Genomic DNA, 15,461 nt, shown 5'->3' with positions numbered 1-15,461 from the left:
TCGGACAGCGGCGATGTTGTCGGCCAGCCGGGTGACGTCGGTACGGACAAAGGCGCCGGCATCCGGATCCGATCGATCAGCCTTGCAGGGCGTCGACCAGGGTTTCGACGAGCGCGGCGGCGTAGCGGCCGTCCGGGTCGAGGTCCGGGTCGTAGATCGTCACCTCAAGGCCGACGCAGGCGGGGTTGGCGAGCAGCGGACGGAGCAGCTCCACCAGATGCGGATAGTCCAAGCCGCCGGGGTCGGGCGCGTCGGCGGCCGGCATGACCGCAGGGTCGAGCACATCGGCGTCGAGGTGTACGAAGTAGCCGTCGCAGGCAGCAAGTCCCTGTGCCACACGATCGCCGACCAGGACAGGGCCCTCGGCGATGATCTCGGACGCGGTGTGCACCGCGATGCCCAGGCCACGCACCTCGTGGAGATGGTCGTCGTAGTCGCGGACGCCCAGAACAACCAGATCGTCCTCACGGCAGTACGGCGCAAGCCCGTCGATGTCGGCAATGTCCGGCTGGCCCCGGCCGGTGACGATGGCGGTGCCCTCGCCTGCGGACGCCCCCACATGCGTGCTGTTGCCGGTATGACGGAAGTCGATCGAACCGTCAAGGTAGACGATGCCGTAGCGGCCACGTCGGCGTAGCGCGAGCGCGGCCCCGAAAAGGATCGAGCAGTCACCACCCAACAGCATCAGGAAGCCCGCGTTGTCGAGGACCACGTTCACCCGCTCCGCGAGTCGGCGCGTGTACGTCGCGAGGGCGGCAGCGTTGAGTACACCGTCCCCCGGCCGCCAGCCACGGATGTCGTAGCGCGGCGGGACGACCACGCCACCGTCGTGCGCCCCGAGCCGGTCGAGCAGGCGCTGATCGCGAAGCGCACCGGCCAGCTTGTAGCACCCGGGGACGAGGCCAGGGGCCGGGGCACGCAACCCGAGATTGGACGGGGCGTCGAGAACCGTGATCGATCGCATCGATCCAGCGTAGAGCGACATCCGGGCACCCACGGTACGCGAACATCTGCCGCGAATCGCTCGCTGGGGCCGCCAGCCCGCCATCATCGCGGATTACGCCATCCTGCCGACGCACCCTTGAGCGGCCGGACCACCGCCAGCGCGGTCAGCACGAACCCGAGCATTCCGGCCAGTCCCCATGGCTGGTGGTCGGTGCTCGCCGTCACCCGGCTCGTCGCCCCGGCGGTGACGATGTCGCCATGGATCTGGTAGGTGCCGACGGCGAAGGCCGGCAGGGTGACCGGTACGCGAACCTCCCGTTCCTCCCCAGCGGCGAATTCGTCCGGTTCGGGTGGGGTGACGAAGCCGGTCGGGTCCGGGCCTCGACCGACGCTGAACGACCAGGCCACGTTCACCGGTGCGGGCTGCTCGTTGCGCAGTCGCAGCACGAGCGTCCGGCGGGCGGGCGCGCCGAAATGGGCGGTCCACCCGTCGGCGCGCTCCAGATGCGCCGCGAGGACGGTCGGGGGCCGGGTGGCCGCCTGCCGGACGGTGTCATCGACCGGTGCGGGTGCCCCGGTGACGACCAGCGGCGCGGTGGCCGACAGCGAGTTGTCCAGTGTGGTCACCCGCACCTGGCAGGGACAACCGCCGGGTGGCGCCACGACGGTCAGCGGCGTCCCACCGGCGCCGCCGGCGGGCAGGTGGATCTGCGCCGAACTGTCCACCGCGCAGCGTGTCGGCGTGCCCGCGCCACACAGCTCGACGCGGACCGTGCCGCCGGGCCAGCCGGTGAGCCGGACCAGCACCTGCTCCCCCGGCTTCGCCTCGGCCCGGTCCACGCCGACCTGAGGGCCGGGATCCGGGGCACCGGCCAGGGCGAGCGCGGCGACCAGGGCGAGAGCGGAAATCGAGAGCCTCACGTCTCGACCGTCGGCGGTCGACGCCGCGCCGAGCGCAGCCGGATGACCAGCAGCCAGCCGAGACCGGTGAGCAGGACGGCGGCCCAGACCCACGGTACGGCCCAGGTGCCGGCGGTACGGCGCACCGTGGGCAGGATCTGGTCGGGGGTGGCCGGGTCGACCACCACGGCGGCGGTCAGCCGACCGGCGGGTACCACACCGTTGATCTGTTCGGTGATGGTGATCGCCGCGCCGGGCAGCAGTTCGGGCACGTCGACGGGTTCGGTGCGGGCCAGCCGAATGCCGAACGGGGCGGTCAGGCGTACCTGGGTGGTGCCGGTCAGCCGGGTGTTGCCGGTGTTGCGCAACCGGTAGCTGACCACGACCGGGCCGGTGCCGAACGGGTTGAGCGGGTTGTCGTAGCCGATCCGCATGGCCTCGACCTGGAGGCCGGGACGGACCGGACCGGCCACCCGCAGGTAGATCCGGGCCGCGACCCGGCGGTCCAGGTTGACCTGTCCCCCGTCGCCGGCGGACTGCACCTGGGCGATCGAGGCGACCACACCGCCGGCGTGGTCGCCGGGTGTGGCGTTGGCCGGCACGGTGAGCTGGAACGGCACGATCACCTGCTCGCCGGCGGGCACCCGGTAGGTCCGTTCGGCGAAGGTGGTCCAGGCGCCCACGTCGGTGGCGGGGCGGCTGGCCGGCTGCAGGGCGAACCCGCCGTCGGTGGTGGTGTATGCGTCCGCGCCGTACACCGCGAAGGTCATCGCGCGCTCGCTCAGGTTGGTGATGGCGACCCGGTCGTCGATGCGTTGGCCGGGCTCGGCGTCGTGGACGAAGTAGCTGCGCCCGGTGGGTCCGGACGGGCCGGAGGGCTGGACCGCCCAGGTGAAGCCGGTGGCACTCGGGGGCGTGGCGGGGGCCGGCGCGGCGGTGAGAGCGGCTGCCGGGCCTACGGTCAGGACGGTGGCGAGCACGGTGAGGACCGCGGTCGCGGCGACCAGGTGCGGGAAAGGGCACCTCGTCATCGATCTGCGCACAACAAGATGCCCTTTCACGCGTCAGGACAGGGTCAGGGTGAGGGTGGCGGTGTAGCCGCCCGGCACGGCGGCGGGCGGGACCCCGAGGCGCAGGTCGGCACCACACTGGAAGCTGCCGGCGCTGGTCCCGGCCGGGGCGGCGCACAGCGTACGGGCGCTGCCCAGGCCGTCACCCGGGGTGGCCGGGGCGCCGGGGGTGACCACGCCGGCGGCGCCGACCAGGGTGTCGGCGAGCACGGACGCGTTCGGCGTCCAGCCGAGGTTGTCGGCGGCGATGGTGCCACCGAGTGCGCTGGTGAACTCCTCCACCTGGCCGACGACGTTCCAGCCGGCGTTGGTGCCGCGCAGGTCACTGACCGTCACCGCGTTCAGGGCACCGTCGGCGAAGGCACCGGGGTGCACGGCGGACAACGCGACGCTGCTGCCCGAAGCGGTGAGCGTCAGCGGGCCGGACTGGAGCACCTCGGCGGTGATCTCCTGCTCGGCACCGCTCGGGCCACCCGTACCGCCAAAGGTGATCGGGGTGAAGGTGTCCTGGCTGCGGTCGCTTGAGGCATGCGCCGCGAAGGTCATCACGTAGCACTGGATCGCGGTGCAGTCGACGCCGTTGCCGTTGCCGTCGGTGTAGGTCGGCACCAGGTCCAGGGTGGTGGAGAAGCTGCCGTCGGCGGGCAGCCGCACCTGGGCGGCGGACGACGAAGCGTTCTTGTGCACCCACTTGACCGGCTTGTAGGGCCGCGAGTTCGTCCAGTAGTTCTCGCCCTTGGGTCCGAATGCCAGGTAGAAGCCGACACCGCCGTTGGCGTCCGGGTCGAACCCGGTGCCGCTGACGGTGACGGTGGCTCCCTCGGGGTCGAGGGCGGCGGACGGATTCACCGTGACCGACGGGGCGGCGGGAGCACCGCCGCCGCCGGTGGTGACGGTGAACGACGCCGGATCGAGCACCGTGCCGGCGGTGAAGAAGCCGGAGAACGCGGTGGCCCCGGTCTCGGTGAGCGTGGTGGTGAGGTTGCTCCACGAGACCGTGCCGCCGGAGACCGCCGGGCTGGCCGTGGCGAGGGTGGCGATGGCCGCCTGCTCGATCCGTACCGGCTGGAAGCCGCCGCCGCTGGCCTGCAGGTCGACGTCGGCGAGCAGGGAACCACCGGCACCGTCGAGGACCACCGTCGGGTTGGCCAGGGTGATGGTGAAGAAGTGCGCGGGGTACGAGAACACCACCGTGCCGCCGTAGGTCACCGTGGTCGCTCCGGTGGCGCTGTCGTACGTGCCGCCGGTGGCCGGGAACTTGAAGGTGCCGTCGGCGTTGCGGGTCGCACCGTCGGTGACCGCGATCGGCGGGTTGCCGTTGCCGGTCGACACGTACGCGCGGAACGAACTCTTGAAACCCCAGTCGAGGCTTCCCCCGGTGACGTCGGCGGGCGCCGCCGTCGCGGGGACCACCACGGCCAGTGAGGCGGCGGCGCCGAGCACGGCAGCCGTCACCCACCGGTACGACCGGCGGCGAACGCCGCCTGGTCTGGGTACGGACATGTGTCTTCCTCTCAGAAGGGGGTTGGCGACCTTAGGTTAGGCTCTCCTAACTTCTTCGAAAATCCGCCGAACACCCTCTTGCGCCACAGGCAAGATCGACTTAGGTTAGCCTAACCATAGTCATGGAGGTTAGTCATGCCTGCCCGCCTAGCCGCTGCCCTGGTCAGCGCGATGCTGCTGGCCCTCGGCGCCCTCGCCACCCCCGCGTACGCCAACACGGTCGGCAAGGGACCCAACGGTCAACGGCTCTCCGTCAGCAAGACGACCGGGATCCCGCTCGGCGGCACCACCGTCACCGTCACCGGTTCCGGCTACGACACCACCAAGGGGATCTACGTCGCGTACTGCGTCGACAACGGGGCGGGCGTGGCACCCTCACCGTGCGGCGGTGGCGTCGACACCACCGGTTCCACCGGCGCCTCGCACTGGATTTCCTCCAACCCGCCCTCGTACGCCGAAGGGCTGACCGTCCCGTACGGCGCGGGCGGATCGTTCACCGTGCAGGTGAAGATCACCTCGAAGATCGGTGACGTGGACTGCACCACCAGTCGTTGCGTGGTGGCCAGCCGCAACGACCACACCCGCGCCTCGGACCGGTCCCAGGACGTCAAGGTGCCGGTAACCTTCGTCACCCCGGCCGCCCCGGCCGCCCCGAGCGCACCCGCTGCCGCCCCGGCCGCACCCGCTCCCGCCACGCCCACGAACACCTCCGCCGCGCCGACGAACACCTCCGCCGCGACCACACCGGCCGCCACCGGCTCGGCACCCGCAGCCATCGTCGGCTCGGCTGCCGCTGCCGGGGCCACCGACGCCGCCGGTGGCGAGGCCGCGCCGGCACCCGGCGCCGAACAGCCCCTGCTCACCACGCAGGTCAGCGACAGCACCGGCGCGGGACGCTGGTTCACCGCGGTCCTGGCGGGACTTGCCGTGCTGCTGGTCGTCGTGGTGGCGCTGCGGATGCGGGGCCGACGCCGGGAACAGCGATGAGAAGGTGCCTGACGCTGCTGATGCTGCCCGCGCTGCTCGGCCTCACCGCCTGTGCGCCCACCGCCTCGACGGCGGCCCCGACGACGGGCTGCGGACCTGCCACGGCCGTGGTCACCGACGTGGACATCGAGCCGATCGGCGCCGATCCCGGCAGCACCCTGCCGGCCACGGTCACGTCGGCCGACGGCTCCACCGTGACGGTCACCGACGCCAGCCGCATCCTGCCGGTCAACCTCTACGGTTCGATCGCCGAAATCGTGTTCAGCCTCGGGCTCGGTGACCGGGTGATCGGCCGCGACACCTCCACCACCTTTCCCGCCGCCGGCGACCTGCCCGTGGTCACCCCGGCCGGACACGACCTGTCCACCGAGGCCATTCTGCGACTCAACCCCACCGTCGTCCTCGCCGACGACAGCATCGGGCCGCCCGAGGTGCTCGCCCAGCTGCGCCGCGCCGGCATCCCGGTGGTCCTCGTCGACGACGAACAGAGCCTGGCCGCCATCGGCCGCAACATCCGGACCATCGCCGCCGCACTTGGCGTACCGGAAGCCGGGGAACAGCTGGTGGCCCGGGTGGAGGGCGACATCGCCGCCGCCCGCCGAGCCGCCCCACCCGACACGGCACCACTACGCATCGCGTTCCTGTACGTCCGCGGCACCGCGGGGGTCTACCTGATCGGCGGCAGGGGCGCCGGGTCCGACGAGATGGTCCGCGCCATCGGCGCCACCGACGCCGGCACCGAGATCGGGCTGTCCAACTTCCGGCCGCTGACCAGTGAAGGGCTGATCAACGCGGCACCCGACGTGATCCTGGTGATGACCGAGGGACTGGCGTCGGTCAAGGGCGTCGACGGGCTGCTCGCCCTGCCCGGCGTGGCCCAGACCCCGGCCGGTCAGCACCGCCGCATCGTGGACATGGACGACGGGCTGCTGCTCACCTTCGGTGCGCGTACCGGTCGGGCCATCCGGGCGTTGGCCGACGCGGTCTACGGATCATGCGCGTGAGACGGGCCGCCCTCGTCGCCGGCCTCGCGGTGACCCTGCTGCTGCTCTGCCTCGTCGCCGCCGGCACCGGGCAGGTCCGGGTCCCCCCGGCGGAGGTGCTCGGCTCGATCCTGCACCGCATCGGCCTCGACATCGGACCGACGCCGAGCGTCACCCACGGCGAGAGCGCGCTGTGGGTGGTGCGCTTCCCCCGGGTCGTCCTCGCCGTGATCGTCGGGGCCGCGCTCGGCTGTGCCGGTGCGCTGATGCAGGGCGTCTTCGGCAATCCCCTGGCCGAGCCCGGCGTCATCGGCGTCTCCTCCGGCGCGGCGGTCGGCGCGGCCACGGTCATCGTCACCGGGGCGGCCACGTTCGGCGGCTGGACGGTGGCGGCCGGTGCGTTCCTGGGCGGTCTCGCCGCCACCGGCCTGGTCTACTCGATGTCGCGCGTCGGCGGGCGGACCGAGGTGGTCACCCTGGTGCTGACCGGCATCGCGGTCAACGCGGTGGCCGGCGCGCTGATCGGCCTGCTGATGTTCTTCGGCGATGCGGACGCGGTGCGGGCCATCGCGTTCTGGCAACTCGGCAGCCTGGCGCAGGCGAACTGGGCGGCGGTGGCGGTCACCGCCCCGTGCGCAGCGGTCGGCATCGCGATCGCCGTCGCCGCCGCCCGCCGCCTCGACCTGCTCGCCCTCGGCGACCGGTCGGCCCGGCACCTCGGTGTCCACGTCGAACGACTGCGGCTGGGAATGGTCGCGGTGACCGCCCTGCTCGGCGCCGCCGCCGTGGCCTTCACCGGCGTGATCTCCTTCGTCGGCCTGGTCGTGCCGCACCTGGTCCGGATGGTCGCCGGCCCGGGTCACCGGCTGTTGCTGCCGGCCAGTGCCCTGGGCGGGGCCATCGTGGTGGTGGCCGGGGATCTGGCTGCCCGCACCCTTGTCGACTACCAGGAACTGCCGCTGGGCGTGTTGACCGCCGTGGTGGGCGGACCGTGCTTCTTCTGGTTGCTGCGTCGGACCCGGGCCCGAGCGGGAGGTTGGGGATGAAGTGGACCGATGTCGACCCGGACCGGGTGGGCCTGCGGGTCGAGCGCCTGGGCATCCGGCGCGACGCTCGGCCGATCCTGTCCGACGTGTCCCTCACGGTGCGCGCCGGCGAACTGCTGGCGCTGGTCGGTCCCAACGGTGCCGGCAAGAGCACCCTGCTCGCCGCGATCTGCGGTGACCTGGCTCCCGCCGCCGGCACCATCGAGTTCGCCGGCCGGCCGCTGACCCGTTGGGCGCCGGTCGAGCTGGCCCGACTGCGCGCCATGCTGCCGCAGCGCGCCACCATGTCGTTCCCGTTCACCGTGGCCGAGGTCGTGGCGATGGGACGTGCCCCGTGGGCCGGCACCCGGCTCGCCGCCGAGGACGACGACGCGGTGGCCGAGGCGTTGCGGCTGACCGGGATGCAGACGTTCGCCGGCCGGGTGTTCTCCGCGCTGTCCGGCGGCGAACAGGCCCGCGTGGCACTGGCCCGGGTTCTCGCCCAGCGCACCCCGATGCTGCTGCTGGACGAGCCCACCGCCGCGCTGGACCTGCATCACCAGGAGTTGGTGCTCCGGCTGGCCCGCGACCGGGCCCAGCAGGGTGGCAGCGTCGTGATCGTGCTGCACGACCTGGGCCTGGCGGCGGCGTACGCGGACCGGATCGCGTTGCTGGCCGGTGGCCGGCTGGTCGCCGACGGGCCGCCGGACGCGGTGCTCACCGCCGACCGGCTCAGTGAGGTCTACCAGCACGAGGTCGAGGTGCTGCCCCACCCGCACACCGGTGTCCCGCTGGTGCTGCCAGTACGCCCCTGACCAGCCGGGCTGGTCAGGGGCGTCAGGTCAGGTTCCCGCCGAGGCCGGTCGGGTTCAGCTGGCTTCCGGGCGGGGGGTGCGGCCCAGCGCGGCGCACGCCTCGCGGTACATCCGGGCGGCCTCGGCACGGATCTGTCGGCGTTCGGCGATACGGCTGGAGAACGGGACGCGCACCGGCACCTCGACGCCGTCCACGACGGCCAGGAACTCCATCGCGTCGGCGTCCATGCCGGACATGGCGGCCGCGGTGGCCGTCGGCTGGCTGCCCAGCCCCTGGCAGATCACCCGGCAGTCGTCGGCGTGGTCGGTGTTCATGTGTCGCATCACCGCCGCGACGACTTCCGGCGGGAACGGGTTCGCGGCGCTCACGCCGCACTCTCCTGCGTCACGGCCCGCCCCAGGTCGTCGAGCATGGCGGTGTTCAGCCGGTAGGCGTACGACACCTCGTCGAGGAAACGTTGCCGCTCGACGGCGTCCCAGGGCGCCGCGTCGAGCAGCTCCCGGTACTGCTGCTTGAAGGCACGCGCGTCCAGGCCGGGGAAGAGGAAGAACTGCACCCCGTCGGTGTCGAAGCCGAAGGTGCGGTGCAGCGCCCGGGCCATCACCTGACCACCGGAGAGGTCACCCAGGTATCGGGTGTAGTGGTGGGCGACGAAACCGGCCGGCCAGGAGAAGGCCACCTCGCGCAGACGCGCCCGGTACTCGTCGGTGGCGGCGCTCGGGACGATCGGACCGGTCCAGTCCGGACCGTGCAGGAAGGACAGATCATCGACGATGCGCGGCAGTCGACGCAGCTCGTCGACGACGAACGGGCCGGCCACCGGATCGTCGCGCATCGTGTCGGCGGCCTCTTCCAAGGTCTGGTAGACCACGTGCAGCTGTTCGAGCAGCGCGGCGTACCCGGCCCGGTCCAGATGTCCCGACAACAACGCGTCGAAGTACGTCACACTCTGCGCGGCCCGATGGTCCGCCCTGGTCAGCTCTCGCACCTCTGCGGCGAACCCCATAAGCACCTCCAAGTTAGGCAAGCCTAACCTATCATGATCAAGCTTCCCTGTGGAGATGGCCGAAAGTGCCAGCCCGCGCACCCCACCAGGGGATACCCACCGAACCGAACCGACCACCGGCGTGGCGACGCGCAGGAGCGTTGACAGCGTACGGGTGCCATGGTGTGCTCGGACTGCGCGCGCCAATGACAATCGTTTCCATTAAGCGAGGAGAAGCATGTCTCTCACCGTGTCACCTGACCTCCTGCGAGCCGCCGAGTCCGGGCCCGTCACCGACGAGGAGTTCATCGCCTGCGTCCGCGAATCGCTGCCGTACGCCTGGCAGACCGTCAGCCGGGTGGCCGCCGAGCTGGCCACCTCGGACGTCGAGTTCTCCGACAACGTGATCGCGCCGCCCGGTGACGCGGAGCGGGGCCAACTGCTGCGCGCCATGGCCAGCGACGCGATCCGGGCCGGTCTGGAGCGGCACTTCGGGGTGAAGCTGGCCTTCCAGAACTGCCACCGGGTCGCGGCATTCCGCCCCTCAGCCGTCGACTCCGACACCTACCGTCGCTTCGTCTCCGCTCGCGGTCAACTGCTCAACCAGTCTCCGGAGCTGCGCAACTGCTGAGGCACGGGTCCGGACCCCGGCGGGCGGGCGTACGCCCCACAAGGCGCAAGCCCGCGTCCCGCCCGCCGGGGCACCGCGGTCGGTGACCGCCCTACCCCTGCGGCGCCACGATCTGGATGAGGTTGCCGCAGGTGTCGTCGAAGACGGCGGTCGTCACCGTCCCCGCGTCCAGCGGCGGCTGGGTGAATGTCACTCCCTGCGCGGTCAGCCGCTCGTACTCGACGGACACGTCCGCGACGGTGAACATGGTGACCGGGATCCCGTCGGCGGCGAGGGCCTTCTTGTAGGCGAGGGCGGCCGGGTGCTGGTCCGGTTCGAGAACCAGCTCCACGCCCTCCGGGTCTTCCGGGGAGACCACGGTCAACCAACTGTATTCGCCCAGCGGCACCTCGGTCTTCTTGATGAAGCCGAGCACCCCGGTGTAGAAGGCCAGGGCCTTGGCCTGGTCGTCGACGAGAACACTCACGTGTCCGATTCGCATGGTCCCACCCGCCATCTCTGATAGATCTGCTGGAGTGGAGACGTGTCCAGGTCGATGAAGGTGTACCGGCCCTGACGCCGCAACACCACCAGCCCCGCGTCGGCCAGCACCGCGAGGTGCTGGGAGATGGCCTGGCGTGTCGAGGTGAACCCCTTGCCCGTCAAGCGGACGCACAACTCGAACAGCGTCTGGCCACTGCGATCCTGCAACTCGTCGAGGATGGCACGCCGGGTGGGATCCGCCAGCGCCTTGTACACGTCGCCCACCGCCGCACGATAGGCAAGCAGTTACTTGCATGTCAAACATCGACAACGTTCCGAGTAGGTAAACCCTTGCCCCGGGCAGCCGGCAGGCCTGGCGCGAGTGGACGCCGCTTGCGACGCTTGCGGCCATGTACGACTACGACGTGTTGGTGCTGGGTTCCGGACCCAGCGGTCAGAAAGCCGCGATCGCCGCCGCCAAGCTCGGCCGACGGGTCGGTCTGGTGGAACGGCGCGACATGATCGGCGGGGTGTGCATCAACACCGGCACCGTGCCGTCCAAGACGCTGCGCGAAGCCGTGCTCTACCTGACCGGCCTGAGCCAGCGGGACCTCTACGGCAGCAGTTACCGGGTCAAGGAAGACATCACGGTCAGCGACCTGGCCGCCCGCACCCAGCACGTGATCAACCGGCAGACCGACGTGATCCGCAACCAGTTGGCCCGCAACCGGATCGCGATGATCACCGGCACCGGGCGGTTCGCCGACGCCCACTCGGTCTGGGTCGACGGCGGATCCGGTCACGAGTCGAAGGTGACGTTCGACAAGGCGATCATCGCCGCCGGCACCCGCCCGGCCCGCCCGGACAGCGTCGACTTCGACGACCGCACCATCGTGGACTCCGACGGCGTCATCAACCTCCAGGCCGTGCCGCGCAGCATGGTGGTGGTCGGTGCCGGGGTGATCGGCATGGAGTACGCCTCCATGTTCGCCGCCCTCGGCACGAAGGTGACGGTGGTCGAACGCCGGGAGAAGATGCTCGACTTCTGCGACGAGGAAGTCGTCGAGTCCCTGAAGTACCACCTGCGCGACCTGTCGGTCACCTTCCGCTTCGGTGAGGAGGTCGCCGCGGTGGAGAAGCACCAGACCGCCGCGCTGTGCATCCTCAAGAGCGGCAAGAAGATCGCCGCGGACACCGTCATGTACTCCGCCGGGCGGCAGGGGCAGACCGACGGGCTGGCCCTGGAGGCGGCCGGGCTGACCGCCGACCGGCGGGGGCGCATCGAGGTCGACGCGCACTTCCGCACCGCCGTGGAGCACATCTACGCCGTCGGTGACGTGATCGGCTTCCCGGCGTTGGCGTCGACCTCGATGGAGCAGGGCCGGCTGGCCGCGCAGCACGCCTGCGGCGAACCGGTGCGCGCGATGCACGAGTTGCAGCCGATCGGGATCTACACCATTCCGGAGATCAGCTTCGTCGGTAAGACCGAGGACGAGTTGACCGACAGCGCCACCCCGTTCGAGGTGGGCATCGCCCGCTACCGCGAACTGGCCCGGGGGCAGATCGTCGGCGACTCGTACGGGATGTTGAAGTTGCTCGTCTCGCCGGACGACGGACGCCTGCTCGGCGTGCACGTCTTCGGCACCGGCGCGACCGAGATCGTGCACATCGGGCAGGCGGTGATGGGCTGCGGCGGCACGGTCGACTACCTGGTCGACACGGTGTTCAACTACCCGACCCTGGCCGAGGCGTACAAGGTGGCGGCGCTTGACGCCGCCAACAAGATCCGCAACATCACCCGCATCGACGGCTGACCCCCACCCCGGTCAAGCTTCCGCGCGACCACCGTGCGTCACGGCGGTCGTCCCCGGCCAGATGCTCCCTGTCCGCGCTTTGCTCTGCTTCAACCCACGCACAGGCCCGTTGACCTGCGTTTTCTGCTGTCGGTGTCGCAACGGCGGCACGCTGACCCGAATCCGGAGGGTAACCGTTGCGTGGGTTGAAGCAGAGCAAAGCGCGCGCGGGAGAGAGTGACCGGGCGGTCGGTGGCCACGGATGGCGCTGGTCGACGACGACGGCAGGCCGGGGTGGGGCGAGAGGCCCCACCCCGATTGCCGTCAGCTGGCCGCCGCGAGCGACCGGCGACGCGGCCCCAGGTGCCGGGCGTACGCGCCGGTGGTGAAGAAGGCCGGCAGGTCCTCGCCCAACGCGGTCTCCTCCACGATGCGCGCCGCCTGCGCGGCGCGTTCCCGCTCGGCGTCCCCGCGCCCCTCGGTCAACGACGACAGTTCCTCGGCGAGCATTGCCCGCACCCGGTCTGAGGTGACGCTGCCGCCCTCGGCCAGCGGTGTGCCGTGGTGCAGCCACTGCCACAGCTGGCAGCGGGCGATCTCGGCGGTCGCGGCGTCCTCCATCAGGTTCCACAGCGCCACCGCGCCCGCTCCCCCGAGCCAGGCGTCGATGTAGTGCAGTGCCACCGCGATGTTGGACCGCAGGCCGCTTTCGGTGACCTGGCCCGGGGTCTTGTCCACCGAGAGTAGGTCGGCGGCGGTCACGGACACCTCGTCCCGCTGCCGGTCGAGCTGGTTCGGGCGCTCGCCGAGCACCGCGTCGAACACCTCCCGGCAGGTCGACACCAGGCCGGGGTGGGCCACCCAGGAGCCGTCGAACCCGTCGCCGGCCTCCCGCTGCTTGTCCGCCTGCACCTTGGCCAGGGCGGTCGCGTTGACCTCCGGGTCGCGGGCCGGCACGAAGGCGGCCATCCCGCCGATCGCGTGCGCGCCGCGCCGGTGACAGGTCCGCACCAGCAATTCGGTGTACGCCCGCATGAACGGCACGGTCATGGTGACCGCGGCCCGGTCCGGCAGGACGAAGTCCGGCCACTGCCCGAAGTTCTTGATGATGCTGAAGATGTAGTCCCACCGGCCGGCGTTCAATCCGGCCGAGTGTTCCCGCAGCTCGTAGAGGATCTCCTCCATCTCGAAGGCCGCCGTGATCGTCTCGATCAGCGTGGTCGCGCGGATGGTGCCCTGCGGCAGCTTCAGGTAGTGCTGGGCGAAGACGAAGATGTCGTTCCACAGCCGTGCCTCGCGGTGGTCCTCCAGCTTCGGCAGGTAGAAGTACGGTCCCGCGCCGGCGGCGAGTTGCCGGCGGGCGCAGTGGAACAGGTAGAGCCCGAAGTCGACAAGGCTGGCCGAGATCGGCCGCCCGTCCACCACGATGCCCTTCTCCACCAGGTGCCAGCCGCGCGGCCGGACCACGATGGTGGCCAGCTCCTCGCCGAGGGCGTACCGCTTGCCGCGCGGGTCGGTAAAGTCGATCCGCCGGTCCAGGGCGTCCATCAAATTGAGTTGTCCACCGATGACGTTGTCCCAGGTGGGGGCGGTGGCGTCCTCGAAGTCGGCGAGCCACACCTTGGCGCCGGAGTTCAGCGCGTTGATTGTCATCTTGCGTTCCGGCGGGCCGGTGATCTCGACGCGCCGGTCTTCCAGCCCCGGTGCCGGTGGGGCCACCCGCCAGGTCGGGTCGGCCCGCACGCCGATGGTCTCCGGCAGAAAGTCGGGCAGCTGGCCGGTGGCGAACCGGTCGCGGCGTGCCCGGCGGGTGTCCAGCAGGGCGACCCGCCGGGCGGCGAACTCGCTGTCCAGGGTGACCAGGAACTCCAGCGCCTCGGGCGTGAGCACCTCGTCGAAGCGTTCGGCCATCGGGCCGATGACCTCGTATCTCATGCGAACTGCTCCTCTTCGGTGGAGCCGCGCAGCGCGGTGGTCTCGGCGGCCGGGTTGAGCACGGTGCTGATCAGGTCGAAGTAGCCGGTGCCCACCTCGCGCTGGTGCTTGACGGCGGTGTAGCCGGCCGACTCGGCGGCGAACTCCCGCTCCTGCAGCGACACGTAGGCGGCCATGCCGTCGCTGGCGTAGCCCCGGGCCAGGTCGAACATCGAGTAGTTCAGGGCGTGGAAGCCGGCCAGGGTGATGAACTGGAACTTGTAGCCCATGTGGCCCAGTTCCCGCTGGAACTTGGCGATGGTCGCGTCGTCGAGGTGCTTGCGCCAGTTGAACGACGGCGAGCAGTTGTAGGCCAGCAGCTGGTCCGGGTACTCCGCCTTGATGGCCTCGGCGAAGCGGCGGGCCACCTCCAGGTCCGGGGTGCTGGTCTCCATCCAGAGCAGGTCGGCGTGCGGGGCGTACGCCAGGCCCCGGGCGATGCACGGCTCGATGCCGTTGCGCACCCGGTAGAAGCCCTCGGCGGTGCGCTCGCCGGTGACGAAGGGCTGGTCACGCTCGTCCACGTCGGTGGTGAGCAGGGTGGCCGCCTGGGCGTCGGTGCGGGCGATGACCACGCTCGGCACCCCGGCCACGTCGGCGGCCAGCCGGGCCGCCTCCAGGGTGCGGACATGCTGCCCGGTGGGGATGAGCACCTTGCCGCCGAGGTGGCCGCACTTCTTCTCGCTGGCGAGCTGGTCCTCCCAGTGCACCCCGGCCGCGCCGGCCGCGATCATGGCGTTCATCAGCTCGTACGCGTTGAGCACTCCACCGAAACCGGCCTCGGCGTCGGCGACGATCGGGGCCAGCCAGTCGATGCCGGAGGTGTCCCCCTCGGCGGTGGTGATCTGGGCGGCGCGCAGCAGCGCGTTGTTGATCCGGCGGACCACCGCGGGCACCGAGTTGGCCGGGTAGAGGCTCTGGTCGGGGTAGGTGTGGCCGGCCAGGTTGGCGTCGGCGGCCACCTGCCAACCGGACAGGTAGATCGCCTTGAGCCCGGCCCGGACCATCTGCACGGCCTGGTTGCCGGTGAGGGCGCCGAGCGCATGGATGTAGTCCTCGCTGTTCAGCAGCCGCCACAGCCGGTTCGCGCCGTGCCGGGCCAGGGTGTGCTCCTCCTGGATCGCGCCGCGCAACCGCACCACGTCCTCGGCTCGGTAGCTCCGACGCACACCCCGCCAGCGGGGGTTGGTGTCCCATTCGTGCTGCAACTGCTCGACCGGAGTAGGCATCGTCTCGTGTCCCTTCACCATTCGTGGCACACCGTGGCCGTTGAGCTCCGCTGCCCGGCCGCCGGTGGTGCAGACCACGGTCACACGCCTGGTCGGCGAGGGTCGAGGGACGGAAAATGCCAATTCTTGTAAATCCTCGGAAGCGTTTTGCAAAGTTG

General features: G+C 71.0%; 16 protein-coding genes. 6 read left to right on the top strand and 10 right to left on the bottom strand.

All coding sequences use genetic code 11. From position 1 onward, the window contains the following. Positions 1 to 76: 76 nt before the first annotated feature. The 4 genes from Vgi01_RS27975 to Vgi01_RS27960 are packed head-to-tail and all read right to left on the bottom strand — an operon-like array spanning position 77 to position 4,418. Complete coding sequence (locus tag Vgi01_RS27975; RefSeq protein ID WP_239089192.1) at positions 77 to 997, bottom strand: arginase family protein; 921 nt, start codon at positions 995 to 997, stop codon at positions 77 to 79. Positions 998 to 1,047: 50 nt separating this feature from the next. After that, the gene (locus tag Vgi01_RS27970; protein WP_204293053.1) at positions 1,048 to 1,866 is read right to left on the bottom strand and encodes a hypothetical protein; all 819 of its coding nucleotides are present in this window, start codon (positions 1,864 to 1,866) and stop codon (positions 1,048 to 1,050) included. Further along, on the bottom strand, positions 1,863 to 2,876 hold the full coding sequence (locus tag Vgi01_RS27965; protein ID WP_204293052.1) for a WxL protein peptidoglycan domain-containing protein: 1,014 nt from the start codon (positions 2,874 to 2,876) through the stop codon (positions 1,863 to 1,865). The genes Vgi01_RS27970 and Vgi01_RS27965 overlap by 4 nt, the downstream gene beginning before the upstream one ends. Before the next feature lie 33 nt (positions 2,877 to 2,909). Next, the gene (locus tag Vgi01_RS27960) at positions 2,910 to 4,418 is read right to left on the bottom strand and encodes an HtaA domain-containing protein (protein ID WP_204293051.1); all 1,509 of its coding nucleotides are present in this window, start codon (positions 4,416 to 4,418) and stop codon (positions 2,910 to 2,912) included. 135 nt (positions 4,419 to 4,553) lie between these two features. On the opposite strand from Vgi01_RS27960, the gene Vgi01_RS27955 reads away from it, so the two are divergent. Genes Vgi01_RS27955 through Vgi01_RS27940 form a run of 4 tightly spaced genes read left to right on the top strand, consistent with a single transcriptional unit; the run spans position 4,554 to position 8,228 of the window. Beyond that, positions 4,554 to 5,405 carry a neocarzinostatin apoprotein domain-containing protein gene (locus tag Vgi01_RS27955; RefSeq protein ID WP_102656428.1) on the top strand — a complete coding sequence of 284 codons (852 nt, stop codon included), beginning with the start codon at positions 4,554 to 4,556 and terminating at the stop codon, positions 5,403 to 5,405. After that, positions 5,402 to 6,409, top strand: coding sequence for a heme/hemin ABC transporter substrate-binding protein (locus Vgi01_RS27950; RefSeq protein ID WP_239089191.1), 1,008 nt, complete (start codon positions 5,402 to 5,404; stop codon positions 6,407 to 6,409). The genes Vgi01_RS27955 and Vgi01_RS27950 overlap by 4 nt, the downstream gene beginning before the upstream one ends. Then, a complete protein-coding gene (locus tag Vgi01_RS27945) occupies positions 6,406 to 7,434 on the top strand; it encodes a FecCD family ABC transporter permease (RefSeq protein ID WP_013733602.1) in 1,029 nt (342 codons plus the stop codon). Before Vgi01_RS27950 ends, Vgi01_RS27945 begins: the two co-directional genes overlap by 4 nt. Beyond that, the gene (locus Vgi01_RS27940; RefSeq protein ID WP_204293050.1) at positions 7,431 to 8,228 is read left to right on the top strand and encodes a heme ABC transporter ATP-binding protein; all 798 of its coding nucleotides are present in this window, start codon (positions 7,431 to 7,433) and stop codon (positions 8,226 to 8,228) included. Before Vgi01_RS27945 ends, Vgi01_RS27940 begins: the two co-directional genes overlap by 4 nt. A 54-nt stretch (positions 8,229 to 8,282) precedes the next feature. Here Vgi01_RS27940 and Vgi01_RS27935 read toward each other — a convergent pair whose 3' ends face one another. Beyond that, positions 8,283 to 8,597 carry a DUF2470 domain-containing protein gene (locus Vgi01_RS27935; RefSeq protein ID WP_013733600.1) on the bottom strand — a complete coding sequence of 105 codons (315 nt, stop codon included), beginning with the start codon at positions 8,595 to 8,597 and terminating at the stop codon, positions 8,283 to 8,285. After that, positions 8,594 to 9,235, bottom strand: a complete 642-nt coding sequence (locus Vgi01_RS27930) for a biliverdin-producing heme oxygenase (protein WP_013733599.1) — start codon at positions 9,233 to 9,235, stop codon at positions 8,594 to 8,596. Before Vgi01_RS27930 ends, Vgi01_RS27935 begins: the two co-directional genes overlap by 4 nt. Positions 9,236 to 9,452: 217 nt before the next feature. Between Vgi01_RS27930 and Vgi01_RS27925 the strand changes: the two genes are divergently transcribed. Further along, a complete protein-coding gene (locus Vgi01_RS27925; RefSeq protein WP_102656432.1) occupies positions 9,453 to 9,845 on the top strand; it encodes an SCO5389 family protein in 393 nt (130 codons plus the stop codon). A 91-nt stretch (positions 9,846 to 9,936) separates the two neighbouring features. On the opposite strand, the gene Vgi01_RS27920 is transcribed toward Vgi01_RS27925, so the two are convergent. Beyond that, positions 9,937 to 10,326 carry a VOC family protein gene (locus Vgi01_RS27920; RefSeq protein ID WP_102656433.1) on the bottom strand — a complete coding sequence of 130 codons (390 nt, stop codon included), beginning with the start codon at positions 10,324 to 10,326 and terminating at the stop codon, positions 9,937 to 9,939. Then, positions 10,308 to 10,583 (bottom strand): ArsR/SmtB family transcription factor, encoded by a 276-nt coding sequence (locus tag Vgi01_RS27915; protein WP_373307060.1) that lies wholly within the window; start codon positions 10,581 to 10,583, stop codon positions 10,308 to 10,310. Before Vgi01_RS27915 ends, Vgi01_RS27920 begins: the two co-directional genes overlap by 19 nt. Positions 10,584 to 10,717: 134 nt before the next feature. Between Vgi01_RS27915 and sthA the strand changes: the two genes are divergently transcribed. Next, complete coding sequence (gene sthA / locus Vgi01_RS27910; protein ID WP_102656435.1) at positions 10,718 to 12,121, top strand: Si-specific NAD(P)(+) transhydrogenase; 1,404 nt, start codon at positions 10,718 to 10,720, stop codon at positions 12,119 to 12,121. Between the two features lie 303 nt (positions 12,122 to 12,424). On the opposite strand, the gene aceB is transcribed toward sthA, so the two are convergent. Next, the gene (aceB, locus tag Vgi01_RS27905; protein WP_204293049.1) at positions 12,425 to 14,035 is read right to left on the bottom strand and encodes a malate synthase A; all 1,611 of its coding nucleotides are present in this window, start codon (positions 14,033 to 14,035) and stop codon (positions 12,425 to 12,427) included. Continuing rightward, the gene (aceA, locus tag Vgi01_RS27900) at positions 14,032 to 15,303 is read right to left on the bottom strand and encodes an isocitrate lyase (RefSeq protein WP_204293048.1); all 1,272 of its coding nucleotides are present in this window, start codon (positions 15,301 to 15,303) and stop codon (positions 14,032 to 14,034) included. Before aceA ends, aceB begins: the two co-directional genes overlap by 4 nt. Positions 15,304 to 15,461: the final 158 nt, after the last annotated feature.

The organism is Micromonospora gifhornensis (assembly GCF_016863515.1).
Classification (GTDB): Bacteria; Actinomycetota; Actinomycetes; order Mycobacteriales; family Micromonosporaceae; genus Micromonospora; species Micromonospora gifhornensis.
This window is presented reverse-complemented; position numbering and strand designations above follow the sequence as displayed.